The sequence below is a fragment of the Streptomyces sp. JK94 genome (genome assembly GCF_053613315.1).
Genome location: NZ_JBSICH010000006.1, coordinates 86,607 through 102,325, shown reverse-complemented (window position 1 = coordinate 102,325; position 15,719 = coordinate 86,607). Strand labels below are relative to the sequence as shown.

The following is a 15,719-nucleotide window of genomic DNA, read 5'->3' as shown; positions in this document are numbered from 1 at the left end:
CACGTCGTTGATCTAGCAAACATGCAGGTCAGAGAGGGCCCAACTCTTCGGGGTCGGGCCCTTGGTTTTTCCCGTGCTGGGATCGTGCTGGGATGGGACGGCGGCCCCCGTGCTGGGTCTCGGACAGTGGTCTGAGAGGGCGTTACTGACTTCGGCTCTTCAAGGTGACGTGGGTTCGTCGAGGGTCAGGCCGGTGCCGGCTATGAAACCGTCGAGAGTGTCGGGCCGGTACTGCAGGCGCTTGAGCCGGCTGCGGACGAGGGCTTCGAGCCGGTCCAGGGCGACCACGGCGAGGTTGGCCAGGCTGCGCTTGACGTGTGCCCAGACCCACTCGACGGGGTTGAGATCGGGCGAGTAGGCGGGCAGGAGGAACACCGTCAGCCACTCCCGCTCGGCGATCAGCTCACGCATGGCGTGGGAGACGTGAGTGTTCAGGCGGTCCCAGACCAGCACGATCGGTGCCTTGACGAGTTGGTGGACGCCGTCGACGAGTGCGATGAAGTCCCGCTCGCCCATGCTGCGGCGTACGCCCTTGCCCGCCCGGTGGGTGCGCAGTCGGTGGCACAGCCGGGTGCGTGAGCCCGGCCGTATCGCGATCAGCCCAGCCACCGACAGGCGCCCCGAGCGTCGCCCGCTGACGGTCACGACCGGGGTGCGGCCGCGCCGGCCCCAGGTTCGACCCCGTGGTGGCTTCCGGGTGAACCCTGCTTCGTCCTCGAAGCAGATGTAACCCCCGCAGGCCGCCCGGGCTCTTTCACCTCGGCCCAGGTCACCTCCTTCCACACGGTGACGGCCTGCTCGTCGCGCTCGGCGACCTGGCGTGCGGGGACCTGCGGGCTGAAGCCGAGCCGGTGCATCAGCCTCGTGGCGCCGGAGACGCTGTAGGAGACGTGGAACTTCCTGCCGATCAGCGTGGCCACCCTCGATGCGGTCCACACCTGGTCCTCCACCCAGCCGTGGGCGGCCGGTCCCTCATCGAGGTACGCGGCCAGTTTCTCCAGGCAGCGCGGGGACAGCCGGCAACGGGATCCGCTCGGGCCGCGGGAAGCCAGAGCCTCACGACCGCCCTCCCGCCACAACTGGTGTCACTGATACGCCGATTTCACGCTCACCCGCAGCTGCCGTGCGACCTCCGGCGGCTTGATCTCCTGTTCGAACCACTCGGCTGCCTGCATCCGTACCGACTCCCGGCGCCGACGCCCCGCAGGGGTCAGCCCGCCCCCATCCGCATGTCTCACACCACACGGATACAGCCACCCACCCACACCCATCTGGGGCTTCTCAAACATTCACCCCGATGAGCTGAAGTCGGTAACCACGCGCAGCGTCCCGCGCTGGAGCACTACGGATGACTCGTCCGCCAAGGACTCCTCGAACAACCCGGACGCGACCGCCACCAGAAACGGACTCAACGCCCTCTGGATCCCGTCGCTCGTGGCGGGGCGACGGCGGTGCCGTGTGATGTTAGGTCAAGTTCACGGGCGAGAGCGGGAGTTCCGAGCCTGTGATCTGGCGGTCGTGGCGCAAGAGCAGCGACAGTGCCTGGGCGTCCAGCATCAGTAACCCGGCCGCGGGCTCCTTCATGCGGCGCTGTCATTCGAGGCGTGCGGCGCCGGTGCGTCAGCGGCAACTCGTGCTGCGCGTCCTGGATCTCGGCCTCACTCAACGGTCGTGCTCGGCTTCATACGCCGTCACGATCGTCGACCTGGTCCGCCCGGACTGTCCGGAATGTAAGGGACGTGCCGTGGAGGACACAGACTCTTACCCCGCGCACAGGTCTTTGACATGCCCTCCCTAACCGCCGGAGACACCGTGCGTGGCATGACCGACACCATGCAGGAGAACAAGTCGCGCACGCCGGGAGCCCATCGTTCCCGCCGTTGGTTCATGAACAAGGCTCTGCTCGCGGGCGGTGTCTCGGCCGTCGCGGTCATGGGAGGCTACGCCGCCACCACGGCCGGCGCCGAGGAGGCGGCCTCCTCGGACGCGACGGCGAGCGCCACGCCGTCCGGCCCGCCGCGGGGCGGTGGCCCCGGCGGCGGGCCCACCCCGATCGCCTATGACGACTTCGTGGGCGTCACCACGGACGGCACCGTCGTCGGCGACCTGTACGCGATCCACTCCACCGGGGTCTCCACCACGCCGGTGACCCGCGCCGCCAAGAGTTTCGTCGACTCGCTCACCGAGGAGCAGAAGTCGGCCACGCTCTACGACGTCGACTCCGACCAGTGGCTCGCCTGGACCAACGTCGACTCCAACGACCGCGACGGCCTCGCCCTGCGCGACATGACGGAGAAGCAGTACGCGCTCGGCATGAAGCTGCTCAAGGCCGCGCTGTCGGCCCGCGGGCTGAAGCAGGCCAACGGCATCCGCAAGCTCAACCAGTTCCTCGGCGAGTACGGGGGCGACACCACCAAGGCGCTCAACGAGGACGCCTACTGGTTCACCATCATGGGCACCCCGTCGGCGACCGAGGCGTGGGGCTTCCAGTTCGAGGGCCACCACCTCGTCATCAACTACTTCGTCCTGGGTGACCAGGTCGTGATGACGCCGACCTTCATGGGCTCCGAGCCGACGAAGATGACGTACGACGGTGTGAACTACCACCTGTTCAAGGAGGAGACCGCCGCCGGTCTCAAGCTCCTCCGCTCGCTGGACAGCACTCAGCTCGCCACCGCCCTCTCCGACCAGGAGAAGTCCGGCGACGACCTGGGGGTGGGGGCCTACAAGGACAACACCGTCCTCGCGTACGCGGGCGTCAAGGGCTCCGACCTGAACCGTCGCCAGCAGCAACTCCTGCTCGACCTGGCCGAGGTGTACGTGGGCTACCAGGACCAGGGCCACGCACGGGTGCGGATGCGGGAGATCGAGAAGCACATCGACGACACGTACTTCTACTGGATGGGGGAGTACGAGGACGACTCGGCGTTCTACTACCGCGTCCACAGCCCGGTCGTGCTGATCGAGTACGACGCGCAGCACCCCCTCGCCTATCACGAGGGCGAGGACGGCAGCTCGGCGTCGCCCGCCGCCTCCGCGGCCACCGGGTCGCCGAGCCCGGGCGCGGGCGCGGGCGCGGGTGGCCCCGGCCAGTCGGCCGAACCCACCCAGCAGCACATCCACACCGTCATCCGCACCCCCAACGGCAACGACTACGGCGTGGACCTGCTCAAGCTGCACCTGGAGACGGCCCACCGGAAGTGACACGACCCGCGCCACCAAGGGCGCGTCGGCCCGGCCGACGCGCCCTTGGTGGCTGTGATGCGGGGCGCCACTCCGTGAGCACCCTGTCCCGGCTGGAGACTGGAGAGCGGACAGCGCCGGGCGACGCCGGAGCTGCTGCTGCCCCTCGCCCGGATCCACGACGTCCCGCCGGACGACCTCGCCGGCGCCCCGCGCACGGGCGACCCCGCGTCCGCCCGAAGCCGATCCGGCGGTTCGGGATGGTCTTCGTACCGCTCCTCCCGCAGGCCCGGCGGGACGCAGGCCTTCAAGATGATCCTCCCGGGCCGGCCGCGACCGCTCGAACCGGCCCCGCGGACGCACGAGGGCTTCGAGTGGCTCCACGTGCTGAGCGGCCGGCTGCGGCTGGTGCTCGGGGAGTGCGACCTGACGCTGTCGGCGGGTGAGGCCGCCGCATGCGGCACCTCCCTGCCGCACCGGACGGGCAGTGCCGACTCGGGCGCGGTCGAACTTCTCGTACTCTTCGGCCTGCAAGGGGTGCGTGCGCACGTGCGCAGCGGCTGAACGGTGGGGCCGGGGGGCCGGGTCCCCGGCGGCCGGGAGGGAGTGCGGTAGGGGATGGGGCGCGGTGAGCGGGAGGCGGTCGCGCGCGGGGCGCGGCTGCGGGAGACGGCGCGGTCGCTGGCCGGTGACCACGAAAGGGCCGTCGAGGCGGTCCGGGCGGCGCTGAAGCCGCTGCACGACACGGCGGTGGCCCAGGCCCTGGACGCCATCCCCGTGGCCCGGTTGCAGGATGTCACCGGTGGGCGGCTGCGGCTGGGCGCCGTCGAGAAGAGCGGTCTCGGCACGGTCCGGGCCGTCCTGGACGCCGGTCCCTACCGGCTGCGGCAGATCCCCGGTGTGGGGCAGCGGACCGTCGACCAGATCGTCGCCGCCGCACGCGGGCTGGCGGAGGCCGCCGAGGAGACCGCCGCCGTGCACCTGGACGTGGACCGGCCAGAGCCGCGCACGACGGCGCTGGTCGGGGCGCTGCACGTGCTGGTCGAGGCCGGGCCGGACGCGCGGCGCGCGGTCGACGCGGCGGCGGGGCTGGTCCGGCGGCTCGACCCGCTGCTGGCCGACGCCCGGCCGGCCGCCGGGCGGGTCGGACTGCTGCTGGCCGGGCGGGCGCGGAAGACCCGCGCGCTGGAGGCCGTCGCGGCGATCCGGTCCCTCACCGACGAGGCGGAGCGGGAACGGATTCCCGAACAGCTCGCCCAGGCGTCGGTGGACCTGCTGCGCGGGCCGCCGGGCGACCTCGCGGCCTGGACCGACTTCGCGCTCCGCTCCGCCGAGTACTACGGGCTGCTCGGCGAGATCGCCGGACGCGCGCCCGACACCGCCGCCGCCGAGGGGTTCCTGCCCGACGACGTCGCCGAGCGGGTGCGGGGCCTGCGGCTCGACGACTCCCACCGGCGGGTCTCCCTGCGCGGGTACCAGGCGTTCGGCGCGCGCTTCGCCCTGGCACGGCGCCGGGTGATCCTCGGCGACGAGATGGGTCTCGGCAAGACCATCCAGGCCATCGCGGCGCTGGCCCACCTGGCCGCGGGCGGGCGGACCCACTTCCTGGTCGTGTGCCCGGCGAGCGTGCTGGTCAACTGGACGCGCGAGATCGGGTCCCGCAGCACCCTGCGGGCCCTGCCCCTGCACGGGCCGGACCGGCAGGACGCGTTCGCCGACTGGCGGGAGCGGGGCGGGGTGGCCGTGACCACCTTCGACGCCCTGCGCGGATTCCCGGTCCCGGACGCGGACGAACTCGGGATGCTGGTGGTGGACGAGGCGCACTCCGTGAAGAACCCGCAGGCACTGCGGTCGCAGGCGGTCGACCGGTGGGCCGCGCGGTGCGAGCACGTCCTGTTCATGACGGGTACGCCGATGGAGAACCGGGTCGCCGAGTTCCGCAACCTGGTCAGGATGCTCGACGCCGGCGTGGCGGACGATCTGGAGGACGGTGCCGGACTGGCCGGTTCGGTGGCGTTCCGCAAGGCGGTCGCGCCCGTCTACCTGCGCCGCAACCAGGTGGACGTCCTGACCGAACTGCCCAGTCTCCAGCACACGGACGAGTGGGAGGAGCTGAGCGCCGCCGACCAGGACGCCTACCGCGAGGCCGTGCGGGACGGTAACTTCATGGCGATGCGCAGGGCGGCGTACGCGCGTCCGGAGACGTCCGCCAAGCTCGGCCGGCTCCGGGAGATCGTGCGGGAGGCCGGCGAGAACGGGCTCAAGGTCGTGGTCTTCTCGAACTTCCGGGACGTCCTGGCGGCGGTGGCGGAAGCCCTCGCCACCGACCCCGCCGGCACCGCCGATGCGTCCGCCGTCCTCGCCGACGTCACCGTCCTCGCCGGTCCCGTCGGCCCTGCCGGCCCAGCCGACGCGCCGGACCTCGCCGACGCGTCCGCCGCCCACGAGACAACCGCCGCCCACGACACCGCTGCCGTCCCCGCGCCTTCCGCCCCCGTCCCCGGCCCCTCCGCCCCTCACGGCCCCGTGTTCGGTCCGCTCACCGGAGGTGTGCCGCCCGCCCGGCGGCAGTTGCTCGTCGACGAGTTCACCGCCGTGCCCGGTCCGGCGGTGCTGCTGGCGCAGATCCAGGCGGCGGGGGTCGGGCTCAACCTGCAGGCCGCCTCCGTGGTGGTCATCTGCGAACCCCAGATCAAGCCGACGACGGAGCACCAGGCGGTCGCGCGGGCCCACCGCATGGGCCAGGTCAGACCGGTGCGCGTGCACCGGCTCCTCGCCATCGGCGGGGTCGACGAGCGGATGGTGCGGATGCTGGAGAGGAAGGCCCGCCTCTTCGACGCCTACGCCCGACGCAGTGAGACGGCCGAAGCGACCCCGGACGCCGTGGACGTGTCGGACACGGACCTGGCACGTCGGATCGTCGAGGAGGAGCAGGCCCGGCTGGGCGTGGACGACGGGCAGCCGGCGCCGGCGACCTGAGCGGGCGTCACCCTGCTCGGCCGCCCGGCGGTCCGTTTCCCCGTGCCCCCGGCGGCGCGTTTCCCCGTGCCCCCGGCGGTCCGTCTGCCCGTGCCCCCGGCGGTCCGTTTCCCCGCGCCCCCGCCGGCACGTCTCCCCGCCCCGCCCGTCGGCACGCCTCAACGCCCCATCAAGTCCGTGCCCCCATCGAGCCCATCCCCCCATAGAGTCCACGCCCCCGTCGAGCCGGGCGTCTCCCGCACCGGCACCGGTCCGGTCGCGCACGGCCCAACGCCGGGGTCAGCGCAGACGGCGGTTCGGCGGCTGACCGACCGGTCAGGAGGGAGGTCCGGTAGCGGTCCGCTCAAACGGCACGGGGCCCCGCACATCCGTGCGGGGCTCTTGTGCAATTCCTCTGGAAGCCTCAATCTTTCGGCTGACGCACCAAAGTCGCCCCCGACTTGGCATGGTCATGACTTGAGAGTCTCCGGGGCGGCCTGCTCGGCGTGCACGAACCCCACCACGCACCACCGACTGAGGAGGACCCCTCACATGGCAGTGCTGCGTCACCACCCCCACCGCCCCACCCGGCGAAGACTGGCCGCCGTCTGCGCCGCGGCCACCGCGGCCCTCGCCGCGAGCCTCGTCTCCGCGCTCCCCGCGGGCGCCGCCCCGGCCGCCGCGGAGGGCCGTGTCCAGTACCAGGACGCGGCGAACGCGGTCGCAGGCAGCTACATCGTGACCCTGAAGGCGGACGAGGCGAGGTCCGGGACCGCCGAGGGCCGCGCCGTGGCGAAGAAGTACGGCGCCGACATCGAGCGCACCTACACCAAGGCCCTCAACGGCTACGCGGTCGAGGCCTCCGAGTCCGAGGCGAAGCGTCTCGCCGCCGACCCGGCCGTCGCCTCGGTCGTCCAGAACCGCACCTTCCACGTCACCGGCACCCAGCCCAGCCCGCCGTCCTGGGGCCTGGACCGCATCGACCAGCGGAACCGCCCGCTGAACAACTCGTACACCTACCCGGACAGCGCCGGGCGGGGCGTGACGGCGTACGTCGTCGACACCGGCGTGCGCATCACCCACAGCGACTTCGGTGGCCGCGCCTCCTACGGCTACGACGCCATCGACAACGACAACACCGCCCAGGACGGCCACGGCCACGGCACCCACGTCGCCGGCACCGTCGCGGGCGGCGCGTACGGCGTCGCCAAGCAGGCGAAGGTCGTCGGCGTCCGGGTCCTGGACAACTCCGGTTCCGGGACCACCGCCCAGGTGGTCGCCGGCATCGACTGGGTCGCCCGCAACGCCGTCAAGCCGGCCGTCGCCAACATGTCCCTCGGCGGCGGCGCGGACAGCGCCCTGGACGCGGCCGTGCGCAACGCCGTCGCCTCCGGCATCACCTTCGTCGTCGCGGCCGGCAACGAGTCCACCAACGCCTCCACCAAGTCCCCGGCCCGGGTGACGGAGGCGATCACGGTCGGCGCCACCACGTCGAGCGACGCCCGCGCGAGCTACTCCAACTACGGTTCGGTCCTGGACCTGTTCGCGCCCGGCTCGTCCATCACCTCGGCGTGGAGCAGCGGCGACACGGCCACCAGCACCATCTCGGGTACGTCCATGGCGAGCCCGCACGTCGCCGGGGCCGCGGCCCTCCACCTGGCCGACAACCCCTCGGCCACCCCCGCCCAGGTCGCCTCCGCCCTGACGTCCGCCGCCACCACCGGCGTCGTCACCAACCCGGGCAGCGGTTCGCCCAACCGGCTGCTGTACGTCGGCGGCGGCACCACGCCCCCGCCGACCGGTGACCGCTTCGAGAACACCGGCGACTACACCATCCAGGACAACGCCACCGTCGAGTCCCCGGTGACCGTCTCCGGCGTCCCGGGCAACGCGCCCTCGTCCCTGGCCGTCGAGGTGAACATCGTCCACAGCTACATCGGCGACCTCCAGGTCCAGCTGGTCGCCCCGGACGGCACCGCGTACACGCTGAAGGCGTACGGCACCGGCGGCAGCGCGAACGACATCAGCACCACGTACACCGTGAACGCCTCCTCGGAGACGGCCAACGGCACGTGGAAGCTGCGGGTCGGCGACAACGCGTCGTTCGACACCGGGCGCATCGACGCCTGGGCCCTGCAGTTCTGACGCCCGCTCAGTGACAGCCCTCGTCCTCGCGGTACGGCTCCGGGTCGGTGACCCAGCCGGCCGCGAGGGCGAGGCGCGTGTGGCGGTGCACGGCGAGAAAGCCGAAGGGGCGGTCGAAGACGGCCCGGACCGTGGTGCGCGACCAGCGCAGGCGCGGCATCCCCGCCCCGGGCACGCCGAGGGCCGTCACCGCGGCGGCCTCGAAGCCCCGGGCGTCGAACCGGGCCACGGCGGACTGCCGGGCCGCCCGGACGCACAGGGGATGCGCGCTGACGCCGGGGAAGTGACCGGGCACCGGCAGCGCCGCGGTCGCCAGTCCGAACCGCTCCGGGCGTTCCAGCAGGTCGTGTCCGGCCGTCATGCCGTACGCCGGCGTCGTCACGTCGAGCGTCGGCGGCTCGGGCGTCACCGTGGGCTCCCGTACGACACGCAGGCCCGGGCCCGCCTCCCCGTACGGCAGGCGGGGGCCCGGTACGACCGGGTGCGTGCGCGCGAGGACGCCGATGCCGGCTCCCAGGACCTGTCCGGGCGTCATGTCCACCTCGCCGAGCAGCAGATGGACGTCGACGGCGTCGTGCCCCAGCACCGCCAGCCCGGTGACCCGGCCGCCGGGCGTGTCCGCCACACCGATCCGGTCCAGCAGTGCGCTCTGCCGCCACAGTCCCCGCAGCCCACGTCCCGCCCAGGGGCCGCTCTCCGGCGCGAGGTACGTCTCCTCGAAGGGCCGCAGCCACCGGGTGCGCAGCGCCAGCGCGCTCGCCAGCACCATCTCGGTGTCCGGCGCCGCCGCGACCGGCATCCGGTCGACCAGCCCGCCCGTGCGCCTCACCGCCCAGGCGTCCAGTGCCTCCCGGTCGGACGTCTCGTCGCCCGTGAGCACCCCGTGCGCGCCGACGGGCAGTTTCGCCTCCCACTCCTCGTGCAGCTCCAGCGTGCGCCTGGTCCACAGCCCCAGGGCGGTCTCCAGGCCGCGCACGCGGCCCAGCCCGGCGAGCAGTTCCCGGGCGGCTCCGGCCGCCCGGTCGGCGGGCACGCCCACCGCCTCCGTCAGCTCCGCCCGGGCCGCGCCCGCCGCGCCGTCCGCGAGGAGGGCCAGCAGCGGCCACACGCCCACGGCGGAGAACACCGTGCCGCCGCTCGTGGCGGCCGCCCAGCGTCCGGTCAGGGCGTTCACCGCCCGGATCGTCGTGGGTGTGACCCGCATACCGCCCCCGTCCGTCGCGTACCTGCCCGGCGCTCAGTGATCGGCCGGACGCCCCACGGGCGCGGCCCGGCCCCGCCCCGCGGCGCCTGCACGTCACCGCCCGAAACAGGAGCACGGTACACGTGCCCACACCGCCGCCGCCCGGCCCCGGGGGCCCCAGGGACGGGTCCCGCGGGGCTCACCCCCGCCGGACGTCCGTCAACGGGGCGGCCGTCGCCGCCTTCGTGCTCGACGTCCTCCGCTTCGTGCCCGGGACCGGTCTCGCGCCGGGGGTGGTCGCGCTCGCCCGGGTCCGGAGGAGGGGCGAGCGGGGCGATGAGCTTCGCGGTGGGCGGTCGCCGAACTGGTCGCCGGTCCGGAGGCGGCGCGCGAGGAGTCCGCCGCCGCCCGGGCGAGCCTCGACGCGGGCCCGTTCCGGGAGCACGTGGACAAGGGCCGCGCGCGTCGGCGCCGGCACCGCGGTCACCGCCCGCCGGTCCCCGGGACTGGACGCCACGCCGCCGGTGGACGAGGAGGACGGCGGTGGGGGAGGGAGCCCCGGCGGGGAGGTGTGACGGTGGCCATACCGGGGAGAAAGTGCCTGCGTAAAGCCCCCCGCACCCACAAGTCATCACATCGAGTGGTTCTCTGGCCTTTGCTTGCCTGGGCGAACCCGCGGTTGCCACGCTGTTGCTGTCTGTACAACCTGACGGGAGCGGCCAGTGACATTCGGTGAGCAGCCGGCGTACCTGCGTGTCGCGGGTGATCTCCGCAAGAAGATCGCCGACGGCCTGCTGCCGCCCCACACCCGCCTCCCCTCCCAGGCCCGGATCCGCGAGGAGTACGGCGTCTCGGACACCGTCGCCCTGGAGGCGCGCAAGGTGCTGATGGCCGAGGGCCTGGTCGAGGGACGCTCCGGTTCCGGGACGTACGTGCGCGAGCGGCCGGTGCCCCGCCGCATCGCCCGCTCCGGATACCGCCCGTCGGGCGGCGCCACCCCCTTCCGGCAGGAGCAGGCCGAGGGCGAGACGCGCGGCACCTGGGAGTCGCGCAGCGAGCAGGCCGAGGCGAGCGGCGCCGTCGCCGAGCGGCTCGGGATCAAGCCCGGTGACCGGGTGATGTGCACGCGGTACGTCTTCCGGGAGGCCGGCGAGGCCATGATGCTCTCCACTTCCTGGGAGCCGCTGGACCTCACCGGCCGCACGCCGGTGATGCTGCCCGAGGAGGGGCCGCTCGGCGGCATGGGGGTCGTCGAGCGGATGGCCGCCATCGACGTCGTCGTCGACAACGTCACCGAGGAGGTCGGCGCCCGCCCCGGCCTCGCGGAGGAGCTGCTCGCCCTGGGCGGCGTTCCGGGGCATGTGGTCCTGGTCGTCCAGCGCACGTTCTACGCCTCGGGCCGCGCGGTCGAGACGGCCGACGTGGTCGTCCCGGCCGACCGCTACCGGGTGGCGTACCACCTGCCCGTCAAGTAGCCGCTCCGGCCCGGGGATTCAAGCCCGCGGCATTCCCGCCGGTGTGCCCGCCCGTGGTGCTCCCATCCGCGGCATTCCCGCCGGCGGTGTGCCCGCCCGTGGTGCTCCCAAGCGCGGCATTCCCGCCGGTGTGCCGGCGCGCGGTGCTTTCGCCGGAAGGAACACGCGCGGTGCTCCTGCCGCGGTGCCCGCGCGCGCTGCGTCCGCCGGTGTGCCCGCCCGCGGCGCTCCCGCCGGAGTGCGCACGCGCCTGCTTCCACCGCAGTGCGCGGCCGTGGTGCTCCCGCGGGAGTTCACGCGCCCCGGGTGTGTGAGATGGCGCACGCCTCCCGTGCGCCTCTCGCGCCCCTGCCCCGCCTGCCCACCGGCGCCCGTGCCTCGCGCCGACGTCCGCATGGCGCCGCGATCCGGCCGTTCCCGCTGGTCGCCCTCGCAGTCCCCGGTGCGCCTCCGACCGGAAGCGTCCCTGTGCGGGGCGGCGCGTTTCGTCTCGCGCGCCCCCTGCGTTCTGGCTGGTTGCGTACCTCTTTGTGCAAAGTCGTGTTCGCTGCGTGAAGGTTGGGCGTAGGGTCCGGCATATGCGGATCGGGGTTTCCTTGGCGGGCGGGGCGCGGGGCGTGCCGCGGACGGGAAGTGGAGGGGTGCGATGAACGACGGCACGGTCACTCTGCCCTGGCTGGTCTTCCGGCAGGACGACAACGGCAATCGCTACCGGGTGGGCCGGTACGCGACGCGGGACGAGGCCCAGAGCGTCGCGGACACCCTCGACGGCCGCGGGCACCAGCAGCTCTACTGGGTCGAGGAACTCGGCGTGAGCGGTACGGGCGCGGCGGACTGACCGCCCCGGCGGCGCCGGAGCACCCGCCGGACGGCCGTAGGCTCCGGCGTATGACGGAACGGATCGTGGTGGGCGCCGCCCTGATCGACGACGGACGCCTGCTGGCCGCACGCCGCAGCGCACCGCCCGAGCTGGCCGGACGGTGGGAGCTGCCCGGCGGGAAGGTGGAGGCGGACGAGGCGCCCGAGGCGGCCCTCGTGCGCGAACTGCGCGAGGAACTGGGCGTGACGGCCGAGCCCGGTGAGCGGGTCCCGGGACAGTGGCCGCTGAGACCCCCTCTCGTCCTCCAGGTGTGGACCGCGCGTCTGCTCCCCGGCTCCGCCGCCCCCGAACCCCTCGAGGATCACGACGAGCTGCGCTGGCTCACCCCCGCCGAGATCTGGGACGTGCCCTGGCTCGACCAGGACGTACCGGCCGTCGAGCGGGCGCTCGAACACCTGGGACCGGCGGTGACGGACACGCCGGGTGCGTGAACGGACCGACGGGAGCGCCCTGTGCGCCGGTGGTGCCACCATGCGCCTGTCCGGACGGTACCGGGGCGTGCATATCGGGTATGTCCCCACTAACCCCTAAAAATCGGGCAGGGTTGCGGGCGTCGGCCGGGGAAGTGAGCGGCGTGATCGACAGCGAGGGCGGACGTGCCGAGTGGGTCTTCCCCGCGGCACCGGACGCCGTGCGGACCGCCCGCTCCCTCGTCCGCCGCACGCTGCACGGGTGGGAGCTCGACAGCGTCGGCGACATCGCCGCCCTGCTGGTCAGCGAGCTGGTCACCAACGCCCTGCGGCACGCCACCGGCCCCATCGGCGTCCGTCTGGTGCACCGCCCCGCCGGACCGGTCGGCGTGCTGCTGGTGGAGGTCTCCGACCCGCTCCCGGACCCGCCCCGCAGACGCGTCGCCCGTCCCGGGGACGAGAACGGCCGGGGACTGCAACTGGTGGCTTCCTCCGCGCGGCGCTGGGGAACCCGGCCCGGAGAGGTGGGCAAGACGGTGTGGTTCGAACTCGCGGTGACCGGATGACCGGATGACCGGGTGGCGCGGGCGTCTCACGGCCTCCTCCACCGCCCGGATTCGCCCCGGTTCCGGGTCCGGTCCCGCCGGCCGACCGGATCAGGCCGGTGGCAGTTCTCGGATCGAGTGGTTCGATGTCGTGTCCGCTGGTTAGAAGACTGGAAGTGTTGTCACGGTCCGGACCGAAAAGCATCGGGATCGTGCTGTGATCGTGAACACCGTGTCGTGCGGCGCCGTAGTGCTGGATACTGCGGACAGCCGCCCCCGGTGACCGGTGCCGGACGCGGTGAGCTGGAGGGGACGGTTCGCGTGAGCGAGATACCAGCGAGGGCCTCGGAGTCCGAGGGCCCGTCGGACGGCGCGCCGTTCGGTGACGCGGTGTGGCAGAGCAGCCCGCCCGGCTCCATCTACGACTACGTCAAGGTCGCCTCCTTCTCCATCGGTCCCGACGGGCTCGTCGAACAGTGGAGCCTGCGCGCGGAGCAACTGCTCGGCATCCCGGCCGAGCACGCCGTGGGCACCGATCCCATCGAGGCCTTCATCGACCCCGACCTGCGGGAGCGGGGCCAGCGGAAAATGGCCGAAATCCTCGACGGACGGGAGTGGACCGGCGTGGTCCCCTTCCGGACACCGGACCGGACACCGGACACCGGCACCGGAGGCGGGCGGCGCGGACGCGGACAGCGCGGCCTCGCCGAGGTGTACGTCATGCCGACGCGGACCGAGGACGGTGAGAAGGCCGCCGTCTGCATCGTCGTCGACGTCCGCGTCCTGCGCAGCATCGAGACCGACCTCGCCGCCTCGCAGGCCATATTCGGCCAGTCTCCCTTCGGCTTCCTGCTGATCGACCCCGACCTCAGGGTGCGCCGCGCCAACCAGCGCTTCGCCTCCGTCTTCGGCGGTACGCCCGACGGCCACCGTGGCAAGGGCGTCCACGACTACCTGCCGCGCGCCGAGGCCGACCGGGTCTCGGCGACCCTGCGCCGGGTGCTGGAGACCGGCGACTCCATCACCGACATGCACGTCACCGGCTTCGCGCCGGGCTCCGACGAGCGCCGCCACTGGTCCGTCAACCTCTACCGGGTGCACAGCGGTTCCGGCCGGCCCATCGGCGTCGCCTGGCTCGGAACCGACATCACCGCCCGTCGCGAGGCCGCCCGCGAGGCCGCCGCCGCCCGGCGCAACCTCGCCCTCCTCAACGAGGCGGGCGCCCGCATCGGCAACTCCCTCGACCTGGAGACCACCGCCCGGGAACTCCTCGACGTCGTCGTCCCCGGCTTCTGCGACCTGGCCACCGTCGACCTCTACCAGGGCCTGCTGGCCGGCGACGAGACCCCGCCCGGCCTCGCCGACGGCAGCGCGGAGCTGCGCCGCGTCGCCTTCTCCAGCGCCGTCTCCGACGCACCGTTCCAGGGGGCCGGCGAACGGGTCCGGCTCGGCGCCGTCCACCACTACCCGTTCACCTCGCCCTGCGCGGACGCCCTGCGCGCGGCCCGTCCGCGCACCGTCCCCGCCGAGGACGGCGGCCTCGTGCAGTCCACGCTGGCCGTGCCGATGGTCGCCCACGACACGGTCGTGGGACTGGTCCAGTTCGCCCGGACCAAGGGCAGCGAGCCGTTCGGGGACCGCGACCGCGACCTCGCCGTGGAGCTGGCCGCGCGAGCAGCCGTCTGCATCGACAACGCCCGCCTCTACCGGCGCGAGCACGAACGCGCGCTGATACTGCAACGCTCCCTGCTCCCGCCGGGCGACCCGGAGGCCTCCGGCCTCGACATCGCCTGCCGCTACCTGCCCGGCAACGCCGCCACCGGCCGGCCGAGCGAGGTCGGCGGCGACTGGTTCGACGTCATCGAACTCCCCGGTCACCGCACCGCGCTGGTCGTCGGCGACGTCATGGGCCGCGGACTGCGCGCCGCCGTGGCGATGGGGGAACTGCGCACGGCCGTCCGCACCCTGGCCCAGCTCGACCTCGAACCGGCCGAGGTGCTCTCCCAGCTCGACGAGATCGCGCGCGGCCTCGGAGCCCCCGGAGGCGTCCAGCAGGCGACCCGGGCCGCCCGCCGCCCCCGCGAGGCCGACCTGTCCGAGGTGTACCTGGCGACCTGCGTCTACGCCGTCTACGACTCGGTGACCAGGCGCTGCACCTTCGCCAACGCGGGCCACCTGCCGCCCGTCCTGGTCGAGCCCGGCGAGTCCGCGCTGATGCTGGACGTGCCGCCGGGCCTGCCGCTCGGCGTCGGAGGGGAACCCTTCGAAGAGGTGGAGGTCGAACTGCCCGAGGGCGCCCTGCTCGCCCTCTACACGGACGGGCTGGTCGAGAGCCGCGACCACCCCCTCGACGAGGGCCTCCAGGCCTTCGTCGGGGCGCTCAGGGACCCCACCCGTCCGCTGGAGGACGTCTGCGACCAGGTCCTCAACACCCTGGACAGCCACCACGGCGAGGACGACATCGCCCTGCTGATGGCCCGCGTCCAGGGCCTGCCCAGCGAGTCCGTCGGCGACTGGACCCTGCCGCGCGAGCCGCGCAGCGTCGGCCGGGCCCGCGAGTACGCCCGTGTCCAGCTGCTCGCCTGGGACATGGAGCCACTGGTCGACACGACGGAACTGCTCGTCAGCGAGCTGGTCACCAACGCCCTGAGGTACGGCGAGGGGGAGATCAGGCTCCGCCTGCTCCTCGACCGCACCCTGGTCTGCGAGGTCTGGGACTCCGGCCTGGTCCAGCCCCGCCGGCGCCGTGCCCGGGACACCGACGAGGGCGGCCGCGGCCTGCAGCTGGTCGGCCTGCTCAGCGCGGCCTGGGGCTCACGTCGTACGCCGCGCGGCAAGACGGTGTGGTTCGAACTGCCCCTGCCGGGCGGCGACACCCGGCTCACCGACCCGGCGGAGGCCCTGCTGAGCCTGTTCTGACGCGGCCGGGAGTCGTACGGG

At 73.4% G+C, this 15,719-nt stretch carries 9 protein-coding genes and 2 pseudogenes; 9 read left to right on the top strand and 2 right to left on the bottom strand.

What is annotated here, in order from left to right:
- Nucleotides 1-159 precede the first annotated feature (159 nt).
- Nucleotides 160-1,238 (bottom strand): annotated as a pseudogene (locus ACVV2G_RS05305) (IS630 family transposase).
- A gap of 583 nt (nucleotides 1,239-1,821) precedes the next feature.
- Between ACVV2G_RS05305 and ACVV2G_RS05300 the strand changes: the two are divergent.
- The 4 genes and pseudogenes from ACVV2G_RS05300 (at nucleotide 1,822) to ACVV2G_RS05285 (ending at nucleotide 8,286) form a co-directional block, all read left to right on the top strand.
- Complete coding sequence (locus ACVV2G_RS05300; protein ID WP_453841401.1) at nucleotides 1,822-3,204, top strand: DUF3500 domain-containing protein; 1,383 nt, start codon at nucleotides 1,822-1,824, stop codon at nucleotides 3,202-3,204.
- Between the two features lie 96 nt (nucleotides 3,205-3,300).
- A pseudogene (locus ACVV2G_RS05295) lies at nucleotides 3,301-3,747 on the top strand (cupin domain-containing protein); the annotation flags it as partial.
- Nucleotides 3,748-3,801: 54 nt separating this feature from the next.
- Nucleotides 3,802-6,162: a DEAD/DEAH box helicase gene (locus ACVV2G_RS05290; protein WP_453841400.1), complete on the top strand. Its 2,361-nt coding sequence runs from the start codon at nucleotides 3,802-3,804 to the stop codon at nucleotides 6,160-6,162.
- Between the two features lie 531 nt (nucleotides 6,163-6,693).
- Nucleotides 6,694-8,286 (top strand): S8 family peptidase, encoded by a 1,593-nt coding sequence (locus ACVV2G_RS05285; protein WP_453841399.1) that lies wholly within the window; start codon nucleotides 6,694-6,696, stop codon nucleotides 8,284-8,286.
- 7 nt (nucleotides 8,287-8,293) lie between these two features.
- Here the strand turns inward: ACVV2G_RS05285 and ACVV2G_RS05280 are convergent, their stop codons facing one another.
- Nucleotides 8,294-9,490: a serpin family protein gene (locus ACVV2G_RS05280; protein WP_453841398.1), complete on the bottom strand. Its 1,197-nt coding sequence runs from the start codon at nucleotides 9,488-9,490 to the stop codon at nucleotides 8,294-8,296.
- A gap of 701 nt (nucleotides 9,491-10,191) precedes the next feature.
- Between ACVV2G_RS05280 and ACVV2G_RS05275 the strand changes: the two genes are divergently transcribed.
- From ACVV2G_RS05275 to ACVV2G_RS05255, 5 genes are all read left to right on the top strand, one after another.
- Complete coding sequence (locus tag ACVV2G_RS05275; RefSeq protein WP_453841397.1) at nucleotides 10,192-10,944, top strand: GntR family transcriptional regulator; 753 nt, start codon at nucleotides 10,192-10,194, stop codon at nucleotides 10,942-10,944.
- Nucleotides 10,945-11,590: 646 nt separating this feature from the next.
- Nucleotides 11,591-11,782 (top strand): SPOR domain-containing protein, encoded by a 192-nt coding sequence (locus ACVV2G_RS05270; protein ID WP_453841396.1) that lies wholly within the window; start codon nucleotides 11,591-11,593, stop codon nucleotides 11,780-11,782.
- Between the two features lie 50 nt (nucleotides 11,783-11,832).
- Nucleotides 11,833-12,255: a (deoxy)nucleoside triphosphate pyrophosphohydrolase gene (locus ACVV2G_RS05265; protein ID WP_453841395.1), complete on the top strand. Its 423-nt coding sequence runs from the start codon at nucleotides 11,833-11,835 to the stop codon at nucleotides 12,253-12,255.
- Between the two features lie 80 nt (nucleotides 12,256-12,335).
- The gene (locus ACVV2G_RS05260; protein WP_453841394.1) at nucleotides 12,336-12,800 is read left to right on the top strand and encodes an ATP-binding protein; all 465 of its coding nucleotides are present in this window, start codon (nucleotides 12,336-12,338) and stop codon (nucleotides 12,798-12,800) included.
- Nucleotides 12,801-13,100: 300 nt separating this feature from the next.
- A complete protein-coding gene (locus tag ACVV2G_RS05255; protein WP_453841393.1) occupies nucleotides 13,101-15,698 on the top strand; it encodes a SpoIIE family protein phosphatase in 2,598 nt (865 codons plus the stop codon).
- The last annotated feature ends 21 nt before the right edge of the window (nucleotides 15,699-15,719 follow it).

Bases quoted from the DNA above. Each gene is read 5' to 3' on its own strand.
- ACVV2G_RS05290 (WP_453841400.1), top strand. From the start codon at position 3,802: ATGGGGCGCGGTGAGCGGGAGGCGGTCGCGCGCGGGGCGCGGCTGCGG.
- ACVV2G_RS05260 (WP_453841394.1), top strand. From the start codon at position 12,336: ATGTCCCCACTAACCCCTAAAAATCGGGCAGGGTTGCGGGCGTCGGCC.
- ACVV2G_RS05270 (WP_453841396.1), top strand. From the start codon at position 11,591: ATGAACGACGGCACGGTCACTCTGCCCTGGCTGGTCTTCCGGCAGGAC.
- ACVV2G_RS05300 (WP_453841401.1), top strand. From the start codon at position 1,822: ATGACCGACACCATGCAGGAGAACAAGTCGCGCACGCCGGGAGCCCAT.
- ACVV2G_RS05280 (WP_453841398.1), bottom strand. From the start codon at position 9,490: ATGCGGGTCACACCCACGACGATCCGGGCGGTGAACGCCCTGACCGGA.
- ACVV2G_RS05265 (WP_453841395.1), top strand. From the start codon at position 11,833: ATGACGGAACGGATCGTGGTGGGCGCCGCCCTGATCGACGACGGACGC.
- ACVV2G_RS05285 (WP_453841399.1), top strand. From the start codon at position 6,694: ATGGCAGTGCTGCGTCACCACCCCCACCGCCCCACCCGGCGAAGACTG.